This window comes from Pseudarthrobacter sp. ATCC 49987, assembly GCF_009928425.1.
Classification (GTDB): domain Bacteria; phylum Actinomycetota; class Actinomycetes; order Actinomycetales; family Micrococcaceae; genus Arthrobacter.
On sequence record NZ_JAABNS010000001.1, the window covers coordinates 1,059,684 to 1,081,410 of the forward strand.

The following is a 21,727-nucleotide window of genomic DNA, read 5'->3' on the forward strand; positions in this document are numbered from 1 at the left end:
CGTCGCATCCCTCCTGGGCCTCGGCCGCCAGGGCCTGCGGCAGTCGCTGGGCCACCTGCGGGCCATACCCTTCACCCTCACCGTCCTCGCAGCCTTCCTCATCACCGGCGCGGCCACCGGAAGCTTCCTCGCCGGGCCGCCTGAAGCGCTGCTGGATGTGGCCTCCGTCAGTGCCCCGGGGCTGCGGGCCGGCCACTGGTGGTCGATGTTCAGCTCGATGTTCTTCGCCACCAACCTGCTGGCGTACGCCTCAGCCGTACTGATGATCCTGTTGCTGCTGGGCCTCGCCGAGCGGCAGCTGGGTACCAGACGCACGGCGGTGTTCTATTTCGCCGGCCAGTTCGCCGCAGTAACGCTGTTCCTGCTGCTGACGCAACTCGCCCGGTATGCCGACGACGGATGGCTCGGCCGGATGGTGGATGCCCGGCTTATGGGTCCGTACGCGGCCGTCCTGGCCGTCTCACTGGCGTCCAGCGCGCTGCTGCCCACGCTGTGGCAACGGCGGCTGCGGACCGCCGTGGTCTCCATTTCCCTCATGCTTGTGCTGTACGTGGGGCATGCGGAGACCGTCGTCGGGTTCTCCGGTGCACTGGCGGGACTGGCGGCGGGCTGGTGGATCCAGGGCGACAAGGGAACCCTGCACCGCCACCGCTCCACCGGACGCGAAACCCGCAACCTGCTCGCCCTCACCGTGGCGATCTTCGCAGTGGGACCGATCCTGACTGCCACCGTCCGGACTCCCACCGGGCCGCTGGCGCTGCTGCGCGACGTCGTCCTGAATCCCTTGCCCACGCTGAACCAGCTGGAACAATACTGCGGCGGCACCATCGACGTCACCTGCCTCGAGGCCGGCCGGCCCGGCTTTGCGGGGCCGCTGGGCCTCGCACTGGCGGTGGTACCTGTAGTACTGCTGCTCATCTGCGCTGACGGCATGCGCCACGGCCGCCGGCTGGCCCTGCGGATCGCGATCATCCTCCAGCTCGGCGTGACGGCCATGGCGGCCGTCTATCTGTCCCTGTTCGCACGGATTCCGCAGTACACGGGCCGGCCGCGCACCGGTGTGATGGGGTCGGGATTTGTCCACGTGCTGCCCCTCGTGGTTGTTCCGCTCGTGCTCGTCGTCCTGCTCGCGGCAAACCGCCGCCAGTTCCGCGTCGAAACGAGTCCCCGGGCACGCGGGGCCCTCGCGGTGGTTGTCGGCGGCACCTGGCTCGTGCTGGCTTCCTGCTACACCGGAGTCTGGCTGGCCGCCGGCGGCATGGACCGCGACGGCGGCCTGCTGGGCCTGGCCGCCGAACTCTCCCGCCAGTACCTGCCGCTTCCCATCCCCGGAATCTACAGCCGCATCTTCCAGGGCCGCGACCCCGTGGAAGCCTTCCTCTTCGCCACCTCCGGGATTGTCTTCTGGGCGGTCGCGCTGGCCGCCGTCTGGCTCGTCCTGCAGCGCCGGCTGCACCGCACCGACGCCGGGGCGGGGGACCGCGACGTCGCCCGCAGCCTGATCCGCCAGGGCGGGGACTCCCTGTCCTGGATGGCGCTGTGGGAGCCCAACAGGTACTGGTTCGCGCCGGAGGGCCGCGGGGGAGTGGCCTACCAGCAGCACGGCAATGTCGCGCTGACGATGGCCGGCCCCTTCGGCCCCGCGGCTTTCCACGAGGAGACCGCAGCGGGCTTCATCCGTTACTGCGCCGAGCATGCCCTCATTCCCGGCTTCTATTCCTGCACGGACGAGCTGTGGCCGCTGCTGAAGGACCGAGGTTTCCGGCGGGTGGCGGTGGCACAGGAAACCCGGTTGGCCGTGCGCTCTCTCGAGTTCAAGGGCAAGGACTGGCAGAACGTCCGTACCGCCCTGAACCGGGCCGCGAAATCAGGGGTGCACGCGGTGTGGGGCCCTACGGCGACTTCGCGCCGGCCGTACGGGCCCAGCTGAGCGAGGTCTCGGAGGAGTGGGCCGCCCAGAAGTCCATTCCGGAGATGGGCTTCACCCTCGGGGGCATCGATGAGCTTGATGACGAGGAGGTGCTTTGTTGCCTCGCCGTGGACGCCGAGGGGAAGGTCCAGGGCGTTACCAGCTGGCTGCCTGTCTACACGGACGGGCGCCTGGTGAGCTGGACGCTGGACTTCATGCGCAGGCGCGGGGACGCCTTCCCCGGCGTCATGGAATTCCTGATCGCTTCCGCGGTGCAGGAGCTCCGCAGCTCGGTGGAGGTCATCTCCCTGTCCGGATCGCCGCTGGCGAAGGACACGGCGACGGTGGCGGAGGTGGCCGGCGACGAGGCCGGATCCGAGTCGCTGGCAAGGATCCTCGACGTCGTCGGGAAAGCGCTCGAGCCCGTGTATGGCTTCCGTTCGCTGGCAACCTTCAAATCCCGCTTCAAGCCGGACTACCGGACTCTCTACCTCTATTACCAGGATCCCCTGCAGCTGCCCGCCATGGGCCGGGCGCTGAGCCAGGCCTACCTGCCCGGCTTGTCCGTGCGGCAAAGTGCGCGGCTGCTCAGGAGCCTCGTGCGCTAATGCCGGGCGGCCCGGCCACCAGGCCTACCGGCCAACAATTCAAAAAAATGATCCCCGGCTCGAAAGCCGGGGATCATTTCTGCGCGGAGACTGCCGCAGGCAGTTCCGCTGCGGGGGACTAGACCAGCGTCACGCCGGTAGCCTGGGGGCCCTTGGCGCCCTGGCCGATTTCGAACTGAACGCGAGCGTTCTCGTCGAGGGTCTTGAAGCCACCGGTCTGGATCTCCGAGTAGTGAACGAAGACATCGCCATCGGAGTCATCCGGGGTGATGAAGCCGAAGCCCTTTTCAGCGTTGAACCACTTGACGGTTCCCTGTGCCATGTATATCTCCTCATTATGGATATTGGTTAAGTCCGGCACACTTCGTGCCGGACTTGGTCACTCCGCGAGAAGAACCTTGGCTGTGGGACCGGAATTACCGGGCTTGGGCGGCAGGCGCTTCACGCTCGCAACATGTCTTGCGAGCATGAAAAAACACCTACACAAAGACTCGTATAAGAATTTCATGCCAGTTGCGTCAGGTCAACGGGCCCGGCGCACAATTCCATAAATTTTGTACAAAGAATCGATGAACGCGGGCAGGGGCGCATTCCCGGCAGCCCGCGGAGGCTCAACGGCGGGAGCGGGGCGGCTTAGAAGAGCCGGGATTCGACGTCGTCGACGCCCCGCATGGCGTCGTAGTCGAGGGTGACGCAGTCGATGCCGCGGTCTTTGGCCAGGACCCTGGCCTGGGGCTTGATCAGCTGGGCGGCGAAGATCCCCCGGACCGGAGCCAGGAGCGGGTCGCGGTTGAGCAGCTCGAGGTAGCGGGTTAGCTGCTCCACGCCGTCGATGTCACCGCGGCGCTTGAGCTCGATGGCCACGGTGCCGCCCTTGGCGTCCCTGGCCAGGATGTCCACCGGACCGATGGCCGTGAAGTACTCCCGGCGGATGAGGGAAAACCCGGCGCCCAGGAGGTCGATCTGGTCGGCCAGCAGCCGCTGCAGGTCCGCCTCCACACCGTCCTTGATCAGTCCGGGATCCTGGCCGAGCTCGTGGGAGGTATCGTGCAGTTGCTCATGGATGTTGATGATCAGCCGGTCATCGGTCTTGGCGGACTGGACGGTCCACTGCTCGACCACGCCGATTTCGACATCGACCTCGTCCGGGGTCGAAACCCGCAGGGACGCCGGAGGGCTCATCCAGTTCAACGGCTTGTAGGATCCGCCGTCCGAATGGACCAAAACGGAACCGTCGGCCTTGACCAGCAGGAGCCGGGTGGCGAGCGGGAGATGGGCTTTGAGCCGGCCGACATAATCAACGGAGCAACGGGCTATGACTAAACGCACCCGGTCAACACTACCGCCTGCTGGGACAGGAGACACCCGGACTGGGGCAGAATGGAACCATGCCGCGTTCCAACCGCCCCCGCCGAGCCACCTCAGGACGGGCAGCCTCAGGCAAGGCAGCCAAGCCGGGAGCAAAGGGCGGTGCCGTGCCCGAACTGGACCTGGAGCGCGCGCGCTCCGGCTATGCGCGACGGGAGAGCGCGCCGGACGGAGAGTGGACCGTCCGGCCCGTCACCGCCAGCCGCGCGGAGAAAACCTACATCTGTCCGGGCTGCTCGACCGCGGTGCTGCCTGGCGTGGCGCACCTCGTGGTGTGGTCCGAGGACCACCTTTTCGGCGCGGCCGCCGGGCTGGCTGAGCGGCGGCACTGGCACAGCAACTGCTGGACCTCGCGCAGCTACCGGTATCGCTGACTGCTCCGCGGGCTGCTTTCGCTAAGCTGGACGCATGAGTTTTGACCCGGCGTCGTACGTCTTCAGCCAGCCTTCCGCCCCGACCCCGATCCGCGCCTCCACCGTTCTCCCGGCGCGCCGGGAGAACGTGGAGCTCCGCACGAGTGACGGACACCGGCTGGTCGGCGAGCTGGCGCTTCCGGAGTCCGGCGGGATCAAGGCGACCCTGATCACCCTCCATCCCCTGCCGACCCACGGCGGGTTCATGGACTCGCACGTCTACCGGAAAGCCTCCTACCGGCTGCCCGCGCTGGCCGGAATCGCGGTGCTCCGGTTCAACACCAGGGGCACCGGCTCGCCGCGCGGAACCAGCGAGGGAGCCTTCGAGGAGGGAATCGGCGAACGCCTGGACGTCGAGGCGGCCGTGAAGTTCGCCGTGGACCGGGGCCTGCCGAACCGCTGGCTCGTGGGCTGGTCCTTCGGCACCGAGCTCGCGCTGATGTACGGCGCGTCGGAACCGGTGGCTTCCGAGGTGGAGGGCGCGATCCTGCTCTCGCCGCCGCTGCACCGGGCCACCGGGGTGCACCTCAAGGAATGGGCGGCGTCAGGCAAGCCGCTCAAGGTCCTGGTTCCCGAACTTGACGATTACCTCCAGCCGGCCGAGGCCGCGGAGCGCTTTGCGGTGGTGCCCCAGGCCCGCGTTGTGGGCGTGGACGGAGCCAAGCACCTGTGGGTGGGGGAGAAGTACGCCGGCCGGGTGCTCAACGAGATTGTCGGGGAGGTCCTGCCCGGCGGCCTGCCGGGCGGATCCGGCGCAGAGCGTTCTGAACTGCCCCAGGAGTGGGCCGGTCCGGTGGCCACGGCACACGCCTGAGGGCGCGCCAGTTCCTGTTTAGTGCTTGTCCTGGCGGACGATGAAGATCTCCTTGACCAGGAGCATGATGGCCGCGGCGGTGGGGATGGCGATCAGTGCGCCGAGGACGCCGAGCAGGCTGCCGCCGGCGATCACCGAGATGACCGCGACGGCGCCGGGCACGGCGACGGCCTTCTGCATGATGCGCGGGGAGATGAAGTAGGCCTCGAACTGCAGGTAGGCGAAGTAGCAGATGGCGTAGACCACTGCCGTCTGCCAGCCCGCCGTGAGGGCAATCAGCGTGACGATGACCCCGGCAATCAGGCCGCCGACCAGGGGAATGAAGGCCAGCAGGGCCACGACGAACGCCAGCAGCACGGCGAACGGGACGCCCACGATCGACATCACAATGAACGCAAAGGTGGCGTTCACCAGGGCGACGACGGCCTGGCCGATCACGTAGTTGCCCACCGAGCCGGTAATTTCCTCGGACAGGGCCTCGACCCTGGCCCGGCGGGACCGCGGAGCAAGCCGGTAGCCCCACTTCTTCATGGCCGGCAGTGCGGCCAGGAAGTAGAGGCTCAGCACCAGCACGATGAGCGCGCCGAACAAGCCGTTCGCCACAGTGGAGCCGAACCCGACGACGCCGCCGAAGATCCCGCCCATCGCCTCCGGGTTGTTGACGAACTTCTCCAGCTCCTGGGTGATGCGTTCGCGCACCCCGTACTGGTTGTCAATGCTGCGGAAGAAATCTGAGTTGATGAAGTCCGCGACCCAGCGGGGTGCCTCCTCGACGATCTGGGTGACCTGCTGGACGATTGTCGGGATCAGCGTGGCGAAGAATGCGGCAATGGCCAGGCCCAGGGTGGCAACGGCGATCACAATTCCCGCGGCGCGGGGGACCCTTTTCGCCTCAAGCCAGCGCACCACCGGGTCCAGGCCCAGGGCGATGAAGAGCGCCGCCACGATCCAGAGCAGAAGTTGCGTCGTGTTGGAGCCGATCCAGTACACGAGCAGTGCCACGCCGACGCCGACGGTCCCCATGAATCCCACGTAGAGGGGGTGCTGGGAGGACATCCGCGGGCCGGGATTGCCGAAGCGGGTGCCCTCCTCGGTCCCGGGCGCCGTCCTGTCCTCTACCTGCTCCGGGGGCATCTCGAAGCGGAGCCGCGGCTGGGCCCCCGGGAGGGGCTGGCGCAGGCGGTGCGCCATCGAGTTCAGCACTCCGGCAAGGGCTACGCGGCGCGGGGAAGCGTGCTCTTGCGGACTTCCCACCGTGCTGCCGGATTCCTGCTTTTCTTCCGGTCCTGAGGGGGACGAGTCCGTGTGTCCAGTCACTGCGTTGAAAGCCCTTTATCCTCTGTATTACCCCGGCGGAGTCGCGGTGGCGGCCCCCATGTGATGATCACGCCAAACACTATCAGCAGGCGTGTTTTAGCTCGCCCAGGCGGCTGCCGCGGGTGCCGACGGAGCCGTTGACAAACCGTCCGATCTGACTCCGTGGTAACAAAACGGTTACTATTGAAGCTAAGTGTCCGCTGATGATAGGTAATATTTTGCGTTTCAAGACTGCAGTTGCATTAGTGCTGCTGGGCCTCCTGACACTGCTGGCCGGCATCGGCCAGAGGACATTCTGGGCTCCGGCCGAGACCGTGACCGCCACCGCACCTGCCGGCACTGCCGCGCCGCTGACCGTTTTTGACGCGAAGCTCCGCACGCTGCACAACGGCACGGTGACGATCAACGTCAAGGGCGAAGGCAGCTTCATGCTGGCCGCCGGCCGACCGGACGACGTCGAGGCCTGGGTCGGCAATACCGCGCACAACACCGTCTCCGGTGTCTCCGGGGACGGCAAGGCCCTGCAGTTGACGCATGCTGACGGGGAAGCCACCGCGCCCTCGCCGGCCGGCTCGGACCTGTGGGTAAGTACGGAGAACGCCAGCGGCGAGCTGAAGTACAACTGGACCCCGCCGGCGGACGGCGACTGGTCTCTGCTGCTTGCGACGGACGGCACCAAGCCCGCCCCGAGCTCGATCACCATGACCTTCCCGAACGACACGTCCACTCCGTGGGCCATTCCCTTGATGGTTCTCGGCGGCCTGATGATCCTGGCCGGCGCCGCGCTTCTGGTGCTCAAGCCCAAAGCGGCCACCCGCGGCGGTTCGGGCAGCGGCGGTTCCGGCAGTGGCGGAAGCATGTTCGCCCGCCGTGCGCAGGCCAAGGCCGCGGCACGCAGCGAAGCCCGGAAATCCACCGAATCCACGGAAGCGGTTCCTGTGGTTGGTTCGCCCACGGTTGACCCGAAGGGCACAGATTCGAAGGCTGCTGACCCCAAGGCCGCTGACCCGAAGGGCATCCCCGGGCAGCTCACCGCCACGCCGGCGACCGTGACGCAGCGGCTCCGGCGCTCCGGCGTGGTCGTGGCCGTGCTGACCGCCACGGCCGTCGCCGGCAGCGGCGTCGCGGCCCAGGCCAGCCAGACGCCGGCCCCGTCGCCGGGCACATCCTCTGCCGCCGCGGCGCAGGCTCCGGATTCTCCGGTCCTGGTGGACGCCCAGTTCCGCCGCATCCTCGAGCAGGTTGCCAGCGCGGTCGACGCCGGCGACGCCGCCAAGGACGCCAGCAAGCTGGAGCCGCGCGTGGCAGGGCCCGAGCTCGAGGTCCGCACGCAGAACTACAAGATCCGTTCCCAGGTCGGCTCGTACGAGGCCCGGATGCCTGTCCGTGCCACCAAACTCCTCACCACGGTGGTCACCAACAAGCGCAGCTGGCCGCGCACCGTCATGGCCGTCACCCAGGGCGAGGGGAACGTCGTTCCGCAGCTGCTCACCCTGACCCAGGCCTCCCCGCGGGAGAATTACAAGCTGGTCCTCACCACGCCGCTCCAGCCGGGAACCACCTTCCCGGGGATCGCGCGGGGCGGCACCGAGACGCTGGCACCCGCTGACAAGTCGGGGCTGCTCTACAGCGGCGAGGAGGCGCTGGGCGGGCTGGGCGACCGGCTGAACTCCGCCGATTCCGCGTTCAAGGACAAGCTCGCCGAGGGCGCATCCTCCCCGTACATTGCGGACACGCTGGCCTACCAGGCCGATGTGGTGAACTCCGGCGTCAACGGCACCTTCTCCTTCACCCACAAGCTGGTCCCGGAAAGCGTTGTGGTGTTCCGGACCGCCGACGGCGGGGCGCTGGCACTGGGCCGCCTGAACTTCGGCTTCGATGGCGCTCCGAAGGCGTCCGGCGACAAGCTGACGATCGGCGATGACGCAGCCGCCCTCGCCGGCGGCAAGGAGACCAGCACCGGCATGGTGCTGAACTTCGCCGAGTCCGTGGCCGTCTACATCCCGCCGGCAGGGTCCCAGGACCCGATGAAACTCGTGGCCGCCACCCGCGGCCTCGTGGGAGCCAGCTTCAAATAGGCCCGGCCGCACGGAGTACCGACAGAGACGGGGCAGAGAATCAGTACCGACAGGAGAGACCTGGCCGCAAGGCCGGGTCTTTTCCGTCGCACGGCCCCTTCAAGTGGCACCGGCCCGGGCTGATGTGGCTAGAGTGGAACCATGACTTCGCCAGCTTCCCGCCCGGTCCCGCCAGCTGCCGCCAACCCGCTCAACCTGCGGGGCGCCGTCGATCTGTCCTCCTTGAAACAGCGTCCCGCGCCGCCTGCCGCCGCCGGCGCACCCGTTGTGCCCGGGGCGCCTGCCGCGGGCAACGGCGATGCAGAGCGGGCCGGCCGTCCGCTTCGCGTGGACATCACCGAAGCCAATTTCCAGGAACTCGTGGAACTGTCGGCCCAGGTCCCGGTCGTCGTTGCGCTCTGGGCGGCCTATTCGCCCGGCTCCGCCGAACTGGTGGACGTGCTCGAGCGGATCGTTGACAGTTATGCGGGCCAACTGGTTCTCGGTGCCGCGGACGTTGAAGTGTTCCCACAGCTGGCCCAGGCGTTCCAGGTCCAGGCCGTGCCCACCGCGGTGGCGCTCGTCAAGGGCCAGCCGGTGCCCCTCTTCCAGGGCGGTGCCGAGGAACCGCAGGTCCGCAGCCTGCTGGACGAACTTCTCAAGGTCGCCGCCGCCAATGGCGTGACCGGTCGGATCGGCGCGGGCGGACCCGGCGCCGCCGAGCCCGAGGCCCCGCCGCTGCCGCCCCTGCACCAGAAGGCGTATGACGCGATCGAGGCCGGAGACTACGCCGCCGCCGCGGACGCCTACCGACAGGCCCTCCTGGAGATGCCCGCTGACGCCGAAGCCAAGGCCGGGCTCGCGCAGGTGGAACTGATGGACCGGCTCCAGCCGCTCTCCGCCGCGGACACCGAAGCGCTGCGCCAGAAAGCCGCCACCGAGCCGGACAACCTTGCGGCCCAGCTCGGCGTGGCCGACGTGGACGTCGCCGGCGGACACGTCGAGGACGGTCTCGGACGGATCGTCGCGTTCATCGGCAGGAACTTCGGCCCGGAGCGGGAAACGGCACGGGTCAGGCTGCTGGAACTGTTCGACGTCGTGGGCACCGGCGATGACCGCGTCGCAAAAGCGCGGCAGAACCTCGCGCGGGTGCTCTTCTGATGGGGTCCGCCCTCTTCACGCCGCTGGAACTGCGCTCCCTGCACCTGCGGCACCGCGGCTGGGTGTCGCCCATGTGCCAGTACAGCTGCGAACCGGAAACCGGGGAAGGCGTCCCCAACGACTGGCACCTGATGCATCTGGGCTCCTTCGCCACCGGCGGGGCGGCCCTGATCCTCACCGAGGCGGCCGCCGTGAACGCCGCCGGACGGATCAGCCCCCGCGACGCCGGACTCTACAACGACGACCAGGCGGCAGCGTGGGAACGGATCGCCTCCTTCGTGCACCGGCACGGCACCGCCGACACCAAGATCGGCACCCAGCTCGCGCACGCCGGCCGGAAGGCATCCTCCTACTGGCCGTTCTCCGGCAAGAAGGGCACCGTGGCTGCCCGCGACGGCGGCTGGCCCACCGTTGGTCCCGGCACCGGAGCCTTTGACGGCTACGAGGCCCCCTCGGCAATGACGGAGCAGGAGATCGACGGCGTGATCGCCGATTTCGCCGATGCTGCTGTCCGGGCCGTCGGAGCCGGCTTCGACACGATCGAGATCCATGGCGCCCACGGCTACCTCCTGCACCAGTTCCAGAGCCCGCTGGTCAACGACCGCACCGACGGCTGGGGCGGCGACGAGGCCGGGCGGAACCGGCTGACCCTCGCCGTGGTCGACGCCGTGCGAAACGTCATTCCAGACTCCATGCCGCTGCTGCTCCGGATCTCCGCCTCTGACTGGGCCGAAGGCGGCATCGACGTCGAAGCGTCGGTTCGGATGGCCAGGGCAGCCTCGGAACGCGGCGTGGACCTCGTGGACGTTTCCAGCGGCGGCGCCGTCGACTACCAGCAGATCCCGGTGGGACCGGGCTACCAGACCGGCTTTGCCGCTCGGATCCGCCGGGAAACCGGGGTCAGGACCGGCACCGTGGGACTGCTGACCTCCGCCGGCCAGGCCGAGCACGCTGTTGCGACCGGCCAGGCTGACGGTGTCTTCATCGCCCGTGCCGCCCTGCGCGATCCGCACTGGTGGCTGCGGGCAGCGTTCGAACTTGGCGAGGATCTGGCGTGGCCGCCGCAGTACGAACGGGCCATTCCACGCCACTCCTTCTGACGGGAGGTTCCCTGCCTGCGGAGGTTACGCCTTGCGGACGATCCCTTCCGCGCACCGGGGCGGTTAGTCTAACGACATGACTTTTCAGCAACCGCACCCGCATGCCCCTGAAAGCCAGCCGGGGGCGCCTGTTCCCGCGCTGTCGCTGCGCGGTCTCGCCAAGCGCTTCGGCGACAAGATCGCCGTCGACGGTATCAGCCTGGACGTCCCGGCCGGTTCCTTCTACGGGATCGTCGGACCCAATGGCGCCGGCAAGACCACCACCCTCTCGATGGCCACCGGACTGCTGCGGCCCGAGTTCGGCACCGCGCTGGTGCACGGAGTGGATGTCTGGAAGCACCCGCTGGAGGCCAAGAAGCTGATGGGCATCCTCCCGGACGGTGTCCGGCTCTTTGACCGGCTGACCGGCGAGCAGCTGGTCAGCTACGCCGGGCTGCTGCGCGGTATGGAGAAGGACGTCGTGGCCGAACGCGTCAGGGAACTGCTCGCCGCCCTGGACCTGACCCCCGACGCCGGAACGCTCGTGGTGGACTACTCCGCCGGCATGACCAAGAAGATAGCCCTCGCTTCCGCGCTGATCCACGCACCCCGCCTGCTGGTCCTCGATGAGCCGTTTGAGTCCGTGGACCCCGTCTCCGCTGCCAACATCCGCGACATCCTGGACCGGTACGTGGCGTCCGGCGGCACCGTCATTGTCTCCAGCCACGTGATGGACCTGGTCCAGCGGATGTGCGACCACGTCGCCGTAGTCGCCGCCGGTCGTGTCCTCGCGGCCGGGACGGTGGACGCGGTCCGCGCGGGCGAGTCCCTCGAAGACCGCTTCGTCCAGCTGGTCGGCGGCCGCAACCACACGGAGGGGCTGGAATGGTTGCGCACCTTCTAAGGCTCAAGCTGACCCTGCTGCGCAACAGCGTCCGGCGCAGCCCCTGGCAGCTGGTGGGCCTTGGCATCGGCACCCTCTATGCGCTCGGACTCGTGGCGCTTGGCATCACGGGACTGCTGCTCCTCCGCGGGGCGGACGCCGGCCTGGCACAAACCGTTGTGGTGCTGGGCGGTGCCGCGGCGCTGCTGGGGTGGGCCGTCATCCCGGTCGCAGCCTCAGCCGCCGACATGACCCTCGACCCGACACGGTTCACCACCTTCGCCGTGCCGATGCCGCAGCTGTTGGCCGGGCTGGCCCTCGGCGGGCTGATCGGCATCCCGGGCACGGCGACCGCGCTGGTGGCCCTTGGCACGGTCGGGACGTGGTCCCGGAGCGTCCCCGGCGTGGCAGGTGCCCTCATCGGCGCGGTCCTCGGTGTGCTGAGCTGCATCGTGCTGTCAAAAGTGGTCACCACCGCCACGGCGGGCCTGGCGAGTTCCCGCCGTTTCAAGGATGCCAGCGCGGTAGTCTTCCTGATTCCGCTCGTGCTGATGGGCCCGATCGTGGCCAGTGTCGCTGAGGGGATTGCGGGCTCCGGGAACTTCCTGACCGGACTTGCCGGAACGCTGTCGTGGACCCCGGCCGGGGCAGCGTGGTCCCTCGGCGGCGAACTGGCTGCGGGGAGCTACGGCGCCGCCGCGCTCAAGTTCCTGATCGCGCTTGCCACGCTCGCCGGGCTCGCGCTGTGCTGGAAGCTCCTGCTGCAGCGTGCGCTCGTGACGCCGCCGTACGCCGGCACCTCCAAAAAACGCGCCGGAGGACTCGGCTTCTTCGCGCTGTTTCCGGCAACCCCCACCGGTGCGGTGGCTGCGCGGTCACTGAGCTACTGGCTCCGGGACCCGCGGTATGCCGGCGCCCTCGTCGTCGTCCCGCTGCTTCCGGTGCTGATGCTGTTCCAGGCCACCCAGACGGGCTCCTACGGAGTGCTCCTCTTTGTCGGCCCGCTGACCGCGTTCCTGCTCGCCTGGTCGATCTCAACCGATGTCTCCTATGACAACACCGCCTTCGCACTTCACCTCTCGACGGGAGTGCGGGGGGTCCACGACCGGCTCGGCCGTGCCGTGGCGTGCATGGTCTTCGCCCTGCCGCTGGTGCTGGCACTCAGCGTACTGCCGTTCCTGTTCGGAGCGGACTGGACGCTCCTGCCCGGCGTGCTCGGACTCTCACTCGGTGTCCTGTTCAGCGGGATGGGGCTCTCCTCCGTGGTGTCGGCGCGCTACACCGTCGCGGTGCCGCTCCCCGGAGACAGCCCGTTCAAGAAGCCGCCGGGCAATGTCGCGCAGACGATGGCGGTGCAGTTCGGTGGCATGGGGGTGCTCCTCCTGCTTATGCTCCCCGAAGCGGCCCTTATGGTGGCACAATCCGTCACCGGCTCGTCCATCTTCGGCTGGATCAACCTGCTCCTGGGCCCGGTCCTGGGGCTGGCTCTGTTCGCCGCAGGGGTCCGGCTGGGTGGGAAATGGCTCGACGCCCGGGGTCCGGAACTGTTGGCACAGCTGGCCGTCAACCGCTGACGCGGGCGCCGCGGCCGGGACTGCGATACCCTGCGACTAGGCACAACCGACAGCGGGTGCGGCAAAATCAAGGCACCCGCACAGGCAACCGCAAAGGCAGGCCATGGAAGTCGTCATTCTGTCCGGCAGCAAGCCGATCGCGGCCCTCGCGGCGGACGCGATCGAGGCGCTGCTCCGGCGCAAGCCCGACGCCGTGCTGGGCCTGGCAACCGGTTCCTCACCGCTGCCCGTCTACGACGAACTCGCCCTGCGGCACGAACGGGACGGCCTGGACTTCAGCCAGGTGCACGCCTTCGCCCTCGACGAGTACGTGGGGCTGACGCCCGGCCATCCGCAGTCCTACCGTGAGGTGATCAGGCGTGAATTCACCGAGCGGGTGAACATCGCCCCTTCGAATGTCCACGGCCCTGACGGCGCGGCGGCGGACATCCCCGCCGCCTGCCGGGCCTTCGAGGACGCCATGCGGGCGGCCGGGGGAGTGGACCTGCAGCTGCTCGGCGTCGGCACGGACGGCCATATTGCGTTCAACGAGCCAGGTTCATCCCTGGCGTCGCGGACCCGGATCAAAACCCTGATCGAGCAGACACGCCGGGACAATGCGCGGTTCTTCGGGAGCCTGTCCCAGGTTCCACACCACGTCGTCACCCAGGGACTCGGCACCATCCTGGAGGCCCGTCATGTGATTCTCATTGCCACCGGCGCGCAGAAGGCCCAGGCGGTCCGCGACCTCGTGGAAGGGCCTGTCGCAGCCATCTGTGCGGCGTCCGTCCTGCAGCTGCATCCGCACGCCACGATCCTGGTCGACGAGGCGGCGGCGTCGTCACTGCGGCTTGCCGACTACTACCGCCACAGCTATGAGAACAAGCCGTCGTGGCAGGGCCTGTAGCGGCCCGTTCCCGCCGTCCCGGCCCCATGCCGCCGCCGTCCCGTCCCCGTCCCGTCGCAGTAGTGGCTGATCCAGCGGCTAAGATGGGTCTCATGAACAGCATGACCGATCCTCTCGAAAACGACCCGATGCGCGAGCTCTCCGGAGCCGGGACATCGACGGCCACGATCGAGCGCGAGGAACTGCGCCAGGAAGTGGAACCCGGTGACCGGGAACGCTTCTCGCACTATGTGCGCAAGGAAAAGATCATGGAATCCGCGCTCTCCGGCGAACCCGTCATCGCGCTGTGCGGCAAGGTCTGGACACCGGGCCGCGATCCGAAGAAGTTCCCCGTCTGCCCCGAATGCAAAGAGGTCTACGAAGGCCTCCGTCCTGGCGGCGACGGCGGCAAGGGTTCCGGCGACAAGTAGCGCGGCTACGCACTGCGGGGGCGCAGCAAGTGCGCGTGTCCCGCGCCCCGGCGCGCCGCCGTGCGCCGGGGCGCCCTGTCCTCCCGGGGAATGATGCCCGGTCCATGCAGACCGGTGATTGCTTACGGTTCATCCGAAAAGATTGGTGTTTTTGTGCTTAATTGGGTTTCTCCGGCAGCGGCAGCAGTGCGCGGAATGGAGGGCACCTAAGTGACAGAGACACTCTTTGGCGGACCCGTGCTGCCACCCGCGTATCCCGAGCGGGCGGCCTGGGGCACCGCGCCGAAGCTCCGTGCCTGGCAGCAAGAGGCCCTCGACAGCTACTTCGCCACCCATCCCAAGGACTTCCTTGCGGTGGCAACGCCCGGGGCCGGCAAGACCACCTTCGCACTGCGGGTGGCGTCGATGCTGATCGAGGCCAACGTCGTCAACCGCGTCACCATCGTGGCGCCCACAGACCACCTGAAACGGCAGTGGGCCGACGCCGCCGCCAGGGTGGGCATCGCCATCGACCCGAACTTCAAGAACGCCGACGGCCAGCACGGCCGCGGGTTCATCGGCGTCGCGGTCACCTACGCCCAGGTGGCGAGCAAGCCGATGCTGCACCGGGCCAAGACCGAGGCCGCACGCACGCTGGTGATCCTCGACGAGATCCACCACGGCGGGGAGGCGCTGTCCTGGGGCGACGGGCTCCGCGAAGCCTTCGAGCCTGCGGCACGCCGGCTCTCCCTTACGGGTACGCCGTTCCGTTCGGACACCTCGCCGATTCCCTTCGTGGAGTACGCCGAGGACCGCGACGGCATCCGGCGTTCCAAAGCGGACTATACCTACGGCTACGGCAAGGCGCTGAGGGACCATGTGGTCCGGCCGGTGATGTTCATGGCCTATTCCGGCCAGATGCGCTGGCGCACGAGCGCTGGCGAGGAGATGGCGGCCTCCCTCGGCGAATCGGCAGTCACCAAGGACGTCACCTCCCAGGCCTGGCGGACCGCGTTGAACCCCGCGGGGGAATGGATCCCGGCGGTCCTGGCCGGTGCGGACAAGCGCCTCAGCGAGGTGCGCCGGACCGTTCCCGACGCCGGCGGGCTGGTCATCGCGACCGACCATGAGGACGCGCGCGCCTATGCCGGGCAGCTGAAGAGGATCACGGGCGAGTCGCCCACGGTCATTCTCTCCGACGACACCAAGGCCTCCAGCAAGATCGAGGAGTTCACCGCCAGCGAGAAACGCTGGATGGTGGCGGTGCGGATGGTCTCCGAAGGCGTGGACGTCCCGCGGCTTTCGGTCGGCGTGTACGCCACCTCGACTGCCACGCCCCTGTTCTTCGCCCAGGCCGTCGGGCGCTTCGTGCGCGCCCGGAAACGCGGCGAGACGGCGTCGGTCTTCCTGCCCTCCGTGCCGCAGCTGATGGCGCTGGCGAACTCCATGGAGGCCGAGCGGGACCACGCCCTGGACCGCCCGGAGAAGGGGGACGGCGACGGCCTCTTCAACCCCGAAGACTCGCTGATGGATGAGGCGAACCGCGAGGAAAAAGCCTCTGATTCGCTGACGAAGGGCAAGTTTGAGGCCCTCGATTCGCAGGCCTCGTTTGACCGCGTGCTGTTCGACGGCGGCGAGTTCGGCACAGGCGGCGAGGTGGGCTCGGAGGACGAGCTCGACTTCCTCGGGATTCCCGGCCTGCTCGACGCCGACCAGGTCGGTACGCTGCTGCGCCAGCGCCAGCACGAGCAGCTTAGCCGCAAGAACGCGCGCGCCCCGCAGGGTGCGGCCGCTGCGGTACCTACTTCTGCCGCACCGGCTCTGCCGGACCACCGCATGCTGATGGACCTGCGCACCGAACTGGCCAAGAATGTCGCGGCCTGGTCCGCGCGCACGGGCACGCCGCACGGCGTCATCCATACCAAGCTCAGGACGGTCTGCGGCGGTCCGGCTGTGGCCCAGGCCAACGAGGAGCAGCTGCAGACCCGGTTGCGGAAACTCCAGGACTGGTTCATCGGCCGCAAATAGCACGGGCCTGAAAACGCGCGCACAAAAAAGGACCGGGGTCACCCGGTCCCTTTTTTGCAGCTGTTTGCAGCTTTTCTCAGCTTTTTGAGGCTTTTTGCAGCCGCCGGCTGGCTGTTACTGGGCGCCGCCGGTGCAGAGCTGGCTGAGGGTCTGGCCTGCCGAGGTGTACGCACCCTGCATTTCCTGGAGCTTTGCGGAGTCCGGGGTTTCCTTGGCCGACTCGTCCAGGAATTCGAGGATGGAGTTCAGGGGAGCCTTCATTTCCGCGGACGCGGTGGCCTCGATGGGACGGAGCCTGTTGGCGAGGCGAATCATCCCTGCCTTGTCCGCGTTGGAGGTCGGTCCCGCGCCGACGGTCTGGACCCGCGCGCAGGATTCCTGGGTGGTGTCTTGCGGGGCCGAGCAGCCGGCGGCGCCGAGCAGGGCCCCGGCAGCGATCAGGACGGTGAGGGTCTTCTTCATGATGTACTCCGGGGTTCTTACGGTTCAGACGATAGTGGCAAGGATTTCGAGTCTACTTCGAGGGCGCGGTTTTCCCGTCAGCGGGCAGGGACCACGCAGCCGGCTCAGGCGATGTCGACCCCGCCGAGTTCCATCTCGGCGATGGCGTCGTTAAGATCCTCGGCAACCCCCACGGTCAGATCCCGCAGCACCGTCACGGAGTACCCAGCCTGGACCCCGTCCAGGGCGGTCGCCTTCACGCAGTGGTCGGTGGCGATTCCGACCACCACGACGTCCTCGACGTCATGGCTCTGCAGCCAGTCGTCAAGCCCGATCGCGTCCTCGCCCGTGGCGAAGTCACCGCCGTCGAGGTCTTCGACAGTACCGTCGGCGCTGCCGCTTCTGCCGCTGCTGCCGGGAGCACTTCCGGACACGGGCATGGCTCCGGGCTTGCGGTCACCGGTGGGCACGGCGTCGTCCGGTGCCAGCAGCCCCTCAAAGCCCGAGTAGGCGGCGGTGAACTGGCCCTTGCGGAAGTAGGCCTGGATGTATTCCGTGTCGAGGTCCGGATGGAGTTCGGCCCCGCGGGTTCCGGCCACGCAGTGCCTGGGCCAGCTGTCGACGTAGTCCGGGGCGTCCGAGAAATGCGCGCCTGGATCGACATGCCAGTCCTGGGTCGCCACGACGTGGTCAAACTGTCCGTGGTGGGCGTCAACGTACTCGCTGATCGCGCCGGCAAGTTCCGCCCCGCCTTTGACGGCCAGGGAGCCCCCTTCGCAGAAATCGTTCTGGACGTCGACGATGATCAGGGCGCGGGACATCAGTTCTCCTCGTAGATGGTGGGGATGGCCGCTTCGCCGCGCTGCAGCCGGTTGACGACGGCGGGAAGTTCCTTCATGGTGTCCGCGTGGCGCTGGCGTGCACGGAGCACACCCTCCGCGCCGGTCCAGCCGGGCAGGAGCTCGCCGTTTTTGATGAACTGCTGCAGCAGGGGACGGTCATTGCCGTCGTCGTCCGGGCGGTGGCCGACCCCGATGATCTCCTGGGTGGCCGTGCCGCGCTCGTTGAGCCTGCGCAGGGCGTACTTGCGGCCTCCCTTGCTGGTCTTGTTCTTGGCGGCCTTTGCGACAGGGACGAAGTCTCCGGCGTCGTCCGTGCGGCTGACCAGCTTGTAGACCATGCTGGCCGTCGGGGCGCCGGAACCGGTCACGAGGGATGTGCCGACACCGTAGGAGTCCACCGGGGCGGACTGCAGGGCGGCGATGGCGAACTCGTCCAGGTCGGAGGTGACGATGATGCGGGTGCGCTCGTTGCCCAGACCGTCCAGGAGCTGACGCACCCATTGCGCCTGCGCCACGAGGTCGCCGGAGTCCAGCCGCACCGCACCGAGTTTGTCGCCGGCCAGTTCGACGGCGGTGCGCACCGCTGACTCGACGTCGTAGGTGTCCACAAGCAGTGCGGTGCCGGCGCCCATCGAGGCGATCTGCGCCTCGAAGGCCTCGCGCTCGGTGTCATGCAGGAGGGTGAAGGAATGCGCGGCGGTGCCCACGGTCTTGAGCCCGTAGCGCAGGCCTGCCTCCAGGTTCGAGGTGCTGTCGAAACCGGCGATGATGGCGGCGCGGGAAGCGGAGACGGCGGATTCCTCCTGGGTGCGGCGCGAGCCCATCTCCACGCAGGGGCGGCTGCCGGCCGCGGTGATCATTCGGGAGGCCGCTGAGGCGATCGCGCTGTCATGGTTGAGGATCGAGAGGATGTAGGTCTCGAGGATGCAGGCCTCGGCGAAGGTGGATTCGACGATGAGGATCGGGGAGTTGGGGAAGTAGGCTTCACCCTCGGCGTAGCCCCAGACATCACCGGAGAAGGAGAACCCGGCCAGGTAGTCCAGGGTCTCCTCGTTGACCACCTTGGTGCGGCGGAGGAAGTCGATCTCGGCGTCGCCGAAGCGGAAGTCGGCAATGCCTTCCAGCAACCGGCCGGTGCCGCCGACAATGCCGTAGCGGCGCCCGTCCGGCAGGCGCCGCGCGAAGGCCTCGAACACTGACTTGCGGTGGGCGGCGCCGGAATGCAGCGCGGCCTGCAGCATGGTCAGCTCGTAATGGTCGGTGTACAGGGACGTGCGGGGACGGTCCCAGCCAGCTGATGAACTCACAAATTCACTCTAGTGCGCATCCCCATAGAATGGACAGATGACCCTCAGCGTTGCGCTCGGCCCTGACACCCAGGAGAGCACCCAGACCGGAACAGTGACGTCGACCGATGTCCTGACCGCCCCTGACATCCCCTGGAACCTCGTGATCTGGAACGATCCCGTGAACCTGATGAGCTATGTGAGCTACGTGTTCCGCAGCTACTTCGGCTATTCCGAGGCCAAAGCGAACAAGCTCATGCTCGAAGTCCACAAGAAGGGCCGCTCCATCGTGGCGCACGGCAGCAAGGAGCAGGTGGAGCAGCACGCGGTCGCGATGCACGGCTACGGTCTCTGGGCCACCGTGGAAAAGGCCACCGGCGGTTCCGGCGGCGCCGGATCAGGCGGAGGATCAGGCAAGGGCAAAGGAAAACGTGGCTAAGGCATTCAAATACGGCGTCAAGGGCATCACCGGCTACCTGGAACCGGCCGAACGGGAACTGCTGCGCAGCCTTTTCGACGACGTCGTGTCCATGCTGGAGCCGGAGGAACGCGCCAACCAGGACCCCCTGGCCGCGCTCGTCGGACTCGACACCGAGGCCCGCGAGCCCTCGGACCGCGCCCTGCGCCGGCTGCTCCCGAACGTTTCGAAGTCCGATGACGCCGCCTCTCTGGAGTTCCGCCGTTACACCGAGCGGTCGCTGCGCGAGAGCAAGATCGGTGCGTTGAAGGCCGCGTCCCTGGGGCTGGACAAGGACGAACTGGTCCTGAGCCCCGCCGACGCACGGCACTGGTCCACGGCGCTCAACGATGTCCGGCTGGTGCTGGCCGAACGCCTCGACATCCGGGACGACGAGGACGCCGGGCACGTGCACCTTATGCAGGACTGGTCCCAGGCCGAGGACGTCGAAAGCTACCTGGCACTGGTCTACAACTTCACCACCTGGCTGCAGGAATCGCTGGTCCAGGCGATGCTGCAGTCGCTGGAGACGTAGAGCGGGAGCGTCAGACCTCCCTGCCCCTACTACCTCCAATTTATCGCGCGCCGGGGGGCTTGCGGCAAGACCCCTCTCATGCCGCAAACTGGCCCGGACGTGCCCGGACGGGGTGCCCGGAGAAGGATCGATGAGGCGGTGCGGTAAATGGTTGATGTGATCGTTGCCGGAGGCGGTCCCACTGGGATGATGCTGGCCGGCGAGCTCGCGCTGGCGGGGGTGGATGTGGCGATTGTGGAGCGCCGCCGGACGCCGGAGCTGGTCGGCTCGCGTGCGGGCGGGTTCCACCCGCGGGCGATCGAGATCCTCGACCAGCGCGGGATTGCCAACCGGTTCCTCGCCGAAGGCAAGCCCGTTCAGGCGGCGTTTTTCGGGACAACGATGCTGGACGTGAGCGACTTTCCGACCCGGCACCCCTACACGCTTGCACTGTGGCAGAACCATATTGAGCGGATCCTGGCCGGCTGGATCGAGGAGCTGGGTGTGCCGGTCCATCGGGGGCTCGCGGTGGCAGGCCTCGGCCAGGACGACGGCGGAGTCGACGTGCATCTGGCCGGCGGCGGACCGCTGCGCGCCCTCTATCTGGTGGGCGCCGACGGTGGGCGAAGTGCCGTCCGCAAGGCAGCCGGCATCGGGTTCCCCGGCTGGGACGCGACCAGGAGCAGCCTGATCGCCGAAGTGGAGGTGACAGAGGAGCCGCCGGCGGGTGCCCGCATCGATGAGGTGGGGATCCACGGGTTGCACCTGATGGAGGACGGGCGAACGACGCGGGTGGTCGTGACCGAGAAGCGACTCGGGCCGGCTGCCGAGCCCACACTAGCTGACCTCAGCAAGGCGCTGACCGACGTCTATGACACCGACTTCGGGGTCCGCGCCCCGACCTGGATCTCGCGGTTCACCGACGCCACGCGGCAGGCCGCGGAGTACCGCAGCGGCCGTGTGCTGCTGGCGGGGGACGCCGCGCACATTCATTCTCCTTCGGGCGGGCAGGGGATTGGCCTCGGCATCCAGGACGCCGTGAACCTCGGCTGGAAGCTCGCCCAGGTGGTCAAGGGGACTGCGCCGGCCAGCCTCTTGGACACTTATCATGCCGAAAGGCACCCTGCCGCGGCGCGGGCGCTGCAATACACGATGGCTCAGTCGGTCACGCAGAGGGCCGACCCGCGCATCGGCGAGTTGGCCGACACGGTGGCCGGCCTGCTGACGATCGACGAGGCCAGGAAGCGGCTGGGCGGCCTCATTTCCGGCTTGGACGTCCGCTACGACCTCGGTGAGGGGCACCCGCTGCTCGGGCGCCGCATGCCCGATCTCGACGTCGTCGCCGCCGGCGGCCTGCACCGGGTGTTCACCCTGCTGCACGATGCGCGTCCGGTGCTGCTCAACCTCGGCGCGCCGGGCAGCGTCGACCCGGGTCCGTGGGCGGATCGGGTGCAGTTGCTGGACGCCAGGTACGACGGCGCGTGGGAGCTCCCGGTGATCGGTTCGGTCAGCGCTCCCGGGGCCGTGTTGATCCGGCCCGACGGGCATGTGGCGTGGACGGGAGCCGGGACCCCCTCGGGGCTGGAAGACGCGCTGGCCCGCTGGTTCGGGCCAGCGGGGCAGTAGAACCGCAGCGGTGCAGCTGCCGGGAGGCGACATGAATCTCAGGGCCAGCTGGCAGGGAATGCCTGGCGGCGTGTG

19 protein-coding genes and 1 pseudogene are annotated in these 21,727 nt (G+C 68.1%); 14 read left to right on the top strand and 6 right to left on the bottom strand.

Annotated features, from left to right (window positions below):
• Positions 1 to 13: 13 nt before the first annotated feature.
• A pseudogene (locus GXK59_RS04950) lies at positions 14 to 2,517 on the top strand (bifunctional lysylphosphatidylglycerol flippase/synthetase MprF).
• A 118-nt stretch (positions 2,518 to 2,635) separates the two neighbouring features.
• Here the strand turns inward: GXK59_RS04950 and GXK59_RS04955 are convergent.
• Both GXK59_RS04955 and nucS read right to left on the bottom strand, forming a co-directional pair.
• Complete coding sequence (locus tag GXK59_RS04955) at positions 2,636 to 2,839, bottom strand: cold-shock protein (protein ID WP_024365900.1); 204 nt, start codon at positions 2,837 to 2,839, stop codon at positions 2,636 to 2,638.
• A gap of 311 nt (positions 2,840 to 3,150) precedes the next feature.
• A complete protein-coding gene (gene nucS, locus GXK59_RS04960; protein ID WP_160664861.1) occupies positions 3,151 to 3,846 on the bottom strand; it encodes an endonuclease NucS in 696 nt (231 codons plus the stop codon).
• 59 nt (positions 3,847 to 3,905) lie between these two features.
• On the opposite strand from nucS, the gene GXK59_RS04965 reads away from it, so the two are divergent.
• Together GXK59_RS04965 and GXK59_RS04970 are read left to right on the top strand one after the other, a co-directional pair.
• Positions 3,906 to 4,259 (top strand): ATP/GTP-binding protein, encoded by a 354-nt coding sequence (locus tag GXK59_RS04965; protein WP_160664863.1) that lies wholly within the window; start codon positions 3,906 to 3,908, stop codon positions 4,257 to 4,259.
• Between the two features lie 34 nt (positions 4,260 to 4,293).
• A complete protein-coding gene (locus tag GXK59_RS04970; RefSeq protein ID WP_160664865.1) occupies positions 4,294 to 5,112 on the top strand; it encodes an alpha/beta hydrolase in 819 nt (272 codons plus the stop codon).
• 18 nt (positions 5,113 to 5,130) lie between these two features.
• On the opposite strand, the gene GXK59_RS04975 is transcribed toward GXK59_RS04970, so the two are convergent.
• A complete protein-coding gene (locus GXK59_RS04975; RefSeq protein ID WP_160668998.1) occupies positions 5,131 to 6,303 on the bottom strand; it encodes an AI-2E family transporter in 1,173 nt (390 codons plus the stop codon).
• 329 nt (positions 6,304 to 6,632) lie between these two features.
• On the opposite strand from GXK59_RS04975, the gene GXK59_RS04980 reads away from it, so the two are divergent.
• From GXK59_RS04980 to GXK59_RS05015, 8 genes are all read left to right on the top strand, one after another.
• Positions 6,633 to 8,507 carry a hypothetical protein gene (locus GXK59_RS04980; protein ID WP_202129058.1) on the top strand — a complete coding sequence of 625 codons (1,875 nt, stop codon included), beginning with the start codon at positions 6,633 to 6,635 and terminating at the stop codon, positions 8,505 to 8,507.
• Between the two features lie 141 nt (positions 8,508 to 8,648).
• Positions 8,649 to 9,647: a tetratricopeptide repeat protein gene (locus tag GXK59_RS04985; protein ID WP_160664867.1), complete on the top strand. Its 999-nt coding sequence runs from the start codon at positions 8,649 to 8,651 to the stop codon at positions 9,645 to 9,647.
• A complete protein-coding gene (locus GXK59_RS04990) occupies positions 9,647 to 10,747 on the top strand; it encodes an NADH:flavin oxidoreductase/NADH oxidase (RefSeq protein WP_160664869.1) in 1,101 nt (366 codons plus the stop codon). Before GXK59_RS04985 ends, GXK59_RS04990 begins: the two co-directional genes overlap by 1 nt.
• 76 nt (positions 10,748 to 10,823) lie before the next feature.
• On the top strand, positions 10,824 to 11,630 hold the full coding sequence (locus GXK59_RS04995; protein ID WP_160664871.1) for an ABC transporter ATP-binding protein: 807 nt from the start codon (positions 10,824 to 10,826) through the stop codon (positions 11,628 to 11,630).
• A complete protein-coding gene (locus GXK59_RS05000) occupies positions 11,612 to 13,183 on the top strand; it encodes a transporter (protein WP_160664873.1) in 1,572 nt (523 codons plus the stop codon). The genes GXK59_RS04995 and GXK59_RS05000 overlap by 19 nt, the downstream gene beginning before the upstream one ends.
• A gap of 103 nt (positions 13,184 to 13,286) precedes the next feature.
• Entirely contained in the window at positions 13,287 to 14,069 is a 783-nt protein-coding gene (gene nagB / locus GXK59_RS05005; protein ID WP_160664875.1) for a glucosamine-6-phosphate deaminase, read from the top strand.
• Between the two features lie 101 nt (positions 14,070 to 14,170).
• Positions 14,171 to 14,479 (top strand): DUF3039 domain-containing protein, encoded by a 309-nt coding sequence (locus GXK59_RS05010; RefSeq protein ID WP_443094306.1) that lies wholly within the window; start codon positions 14,171 to 14,173, stop codon positions 14,477 to 14,479.
• 210 nt (positions 14,480 to 14,689) lie between these two features.
• Positions 14,690 to 16,486, top strand: coding sequence for a DEAD/DEAH box helicase (locus tag GXK59_RS05015; protein WP_160664877.1), 1,797 nt, complete (start codon positions 14,690 to 14,692; stop codon positions 16,484 to 16,486).
• A gap of 114 nt (positions 16,487 to 16,600) precedes the next feature.
• Here the strand turns inward: GXK59_RS05015 and GXK59_RS05020 are convergent, their stop codons facing one another.
• The 3 genes from GXK59_RS05020 to GXK59_RS05030 form a co-directional block, all read right to left on the bottom strand.
• Positions 16,601 to 16,948 carry a hypothetical protein gene (locus tag GXK59_RS05020; protein WP_160664879.1) on the bottom strand — a complete coding sequence of 116 codons (348 nt, stop codon included), beginning with the start codon at positions 16,946 to 16,948 and terminating at the stop codon, positions 16,601 to 16,603.
• Between the two features lie 104 nt (positions 16,949 to 17,052).
• Positions 17,053 to 17,748 (bottom strand): isochorismatase family protein, encoded by a 696-nt coding sequence (locus GXK59_RS05025; RefSeq protein ID WP_160664881.1) that lies wholly within the window; start codon positions 17,746 to 17,748, stop codon positions 17,053 to 17,055.
• Positions 17,748 to 19,076 (bottom strand): nicotinate phosphoribosyltransferase, encoded by a 1,329-nt coding sequence (locus GXK59_RS05030; protein ID WP_237393789.1) that lies wholly within the window; start codon positions 19,074 to 19,076, stop codon positions 17,748 to 17,750. Before GXK59_RS05030 ends, GXK59_RS05025 begins: the two co-directional genes overlap by 1 nt.
• A gap of 37 nt (positions 19,077 to 19,113) precedes the next feature.
• On the opposite strand from GXK59_RS05030, the gene clpS reads away from it, so the two are divergent.
• From clpS to GXK59_RS05045, 3 genes are all read left to right on the top strand, one after another.
• Entirely contained in the window at positions 19,114 to 19,494 is a 381-nt protein-coding gene (gene clpS / locus GXK59_RS05035) for an ATP-dependent Clp protease adapter ClpS (RefSeq protein WP_160664883.1), read from the top strand.
• Positions 19,487 to 20,047: a DUF2017 domain-containing protein gene (locus GXK59_RS05040; protein WP_160664885.1), complete on the top strand. Its 561-nt coding sequence runs from the start codon at positions 19,487 to 19,489 to the stop codon at positions 20,045 to 20,047. Before clpS ends, GXK59_RS05040 begins: the two co-directional genes overlap by 8 nt.
• Positions 20,048 to 20,194: 147 nt before the next feature.
• The gene (locus GXK59_RS05045) at positions 20,195 to 21,652 is read left to right on the top strand and encodes an FAD-dependent monooxygenase (protein WP_160664887.1); all 1,458 of its coding nucleotides are present in this window, start codon (positions 20,195 to 20,197) and stop codon (positions 21,650 to 21,652) included.
• Positions 21,653 to 21,727 lie beyond the last annotated feature (75 nt).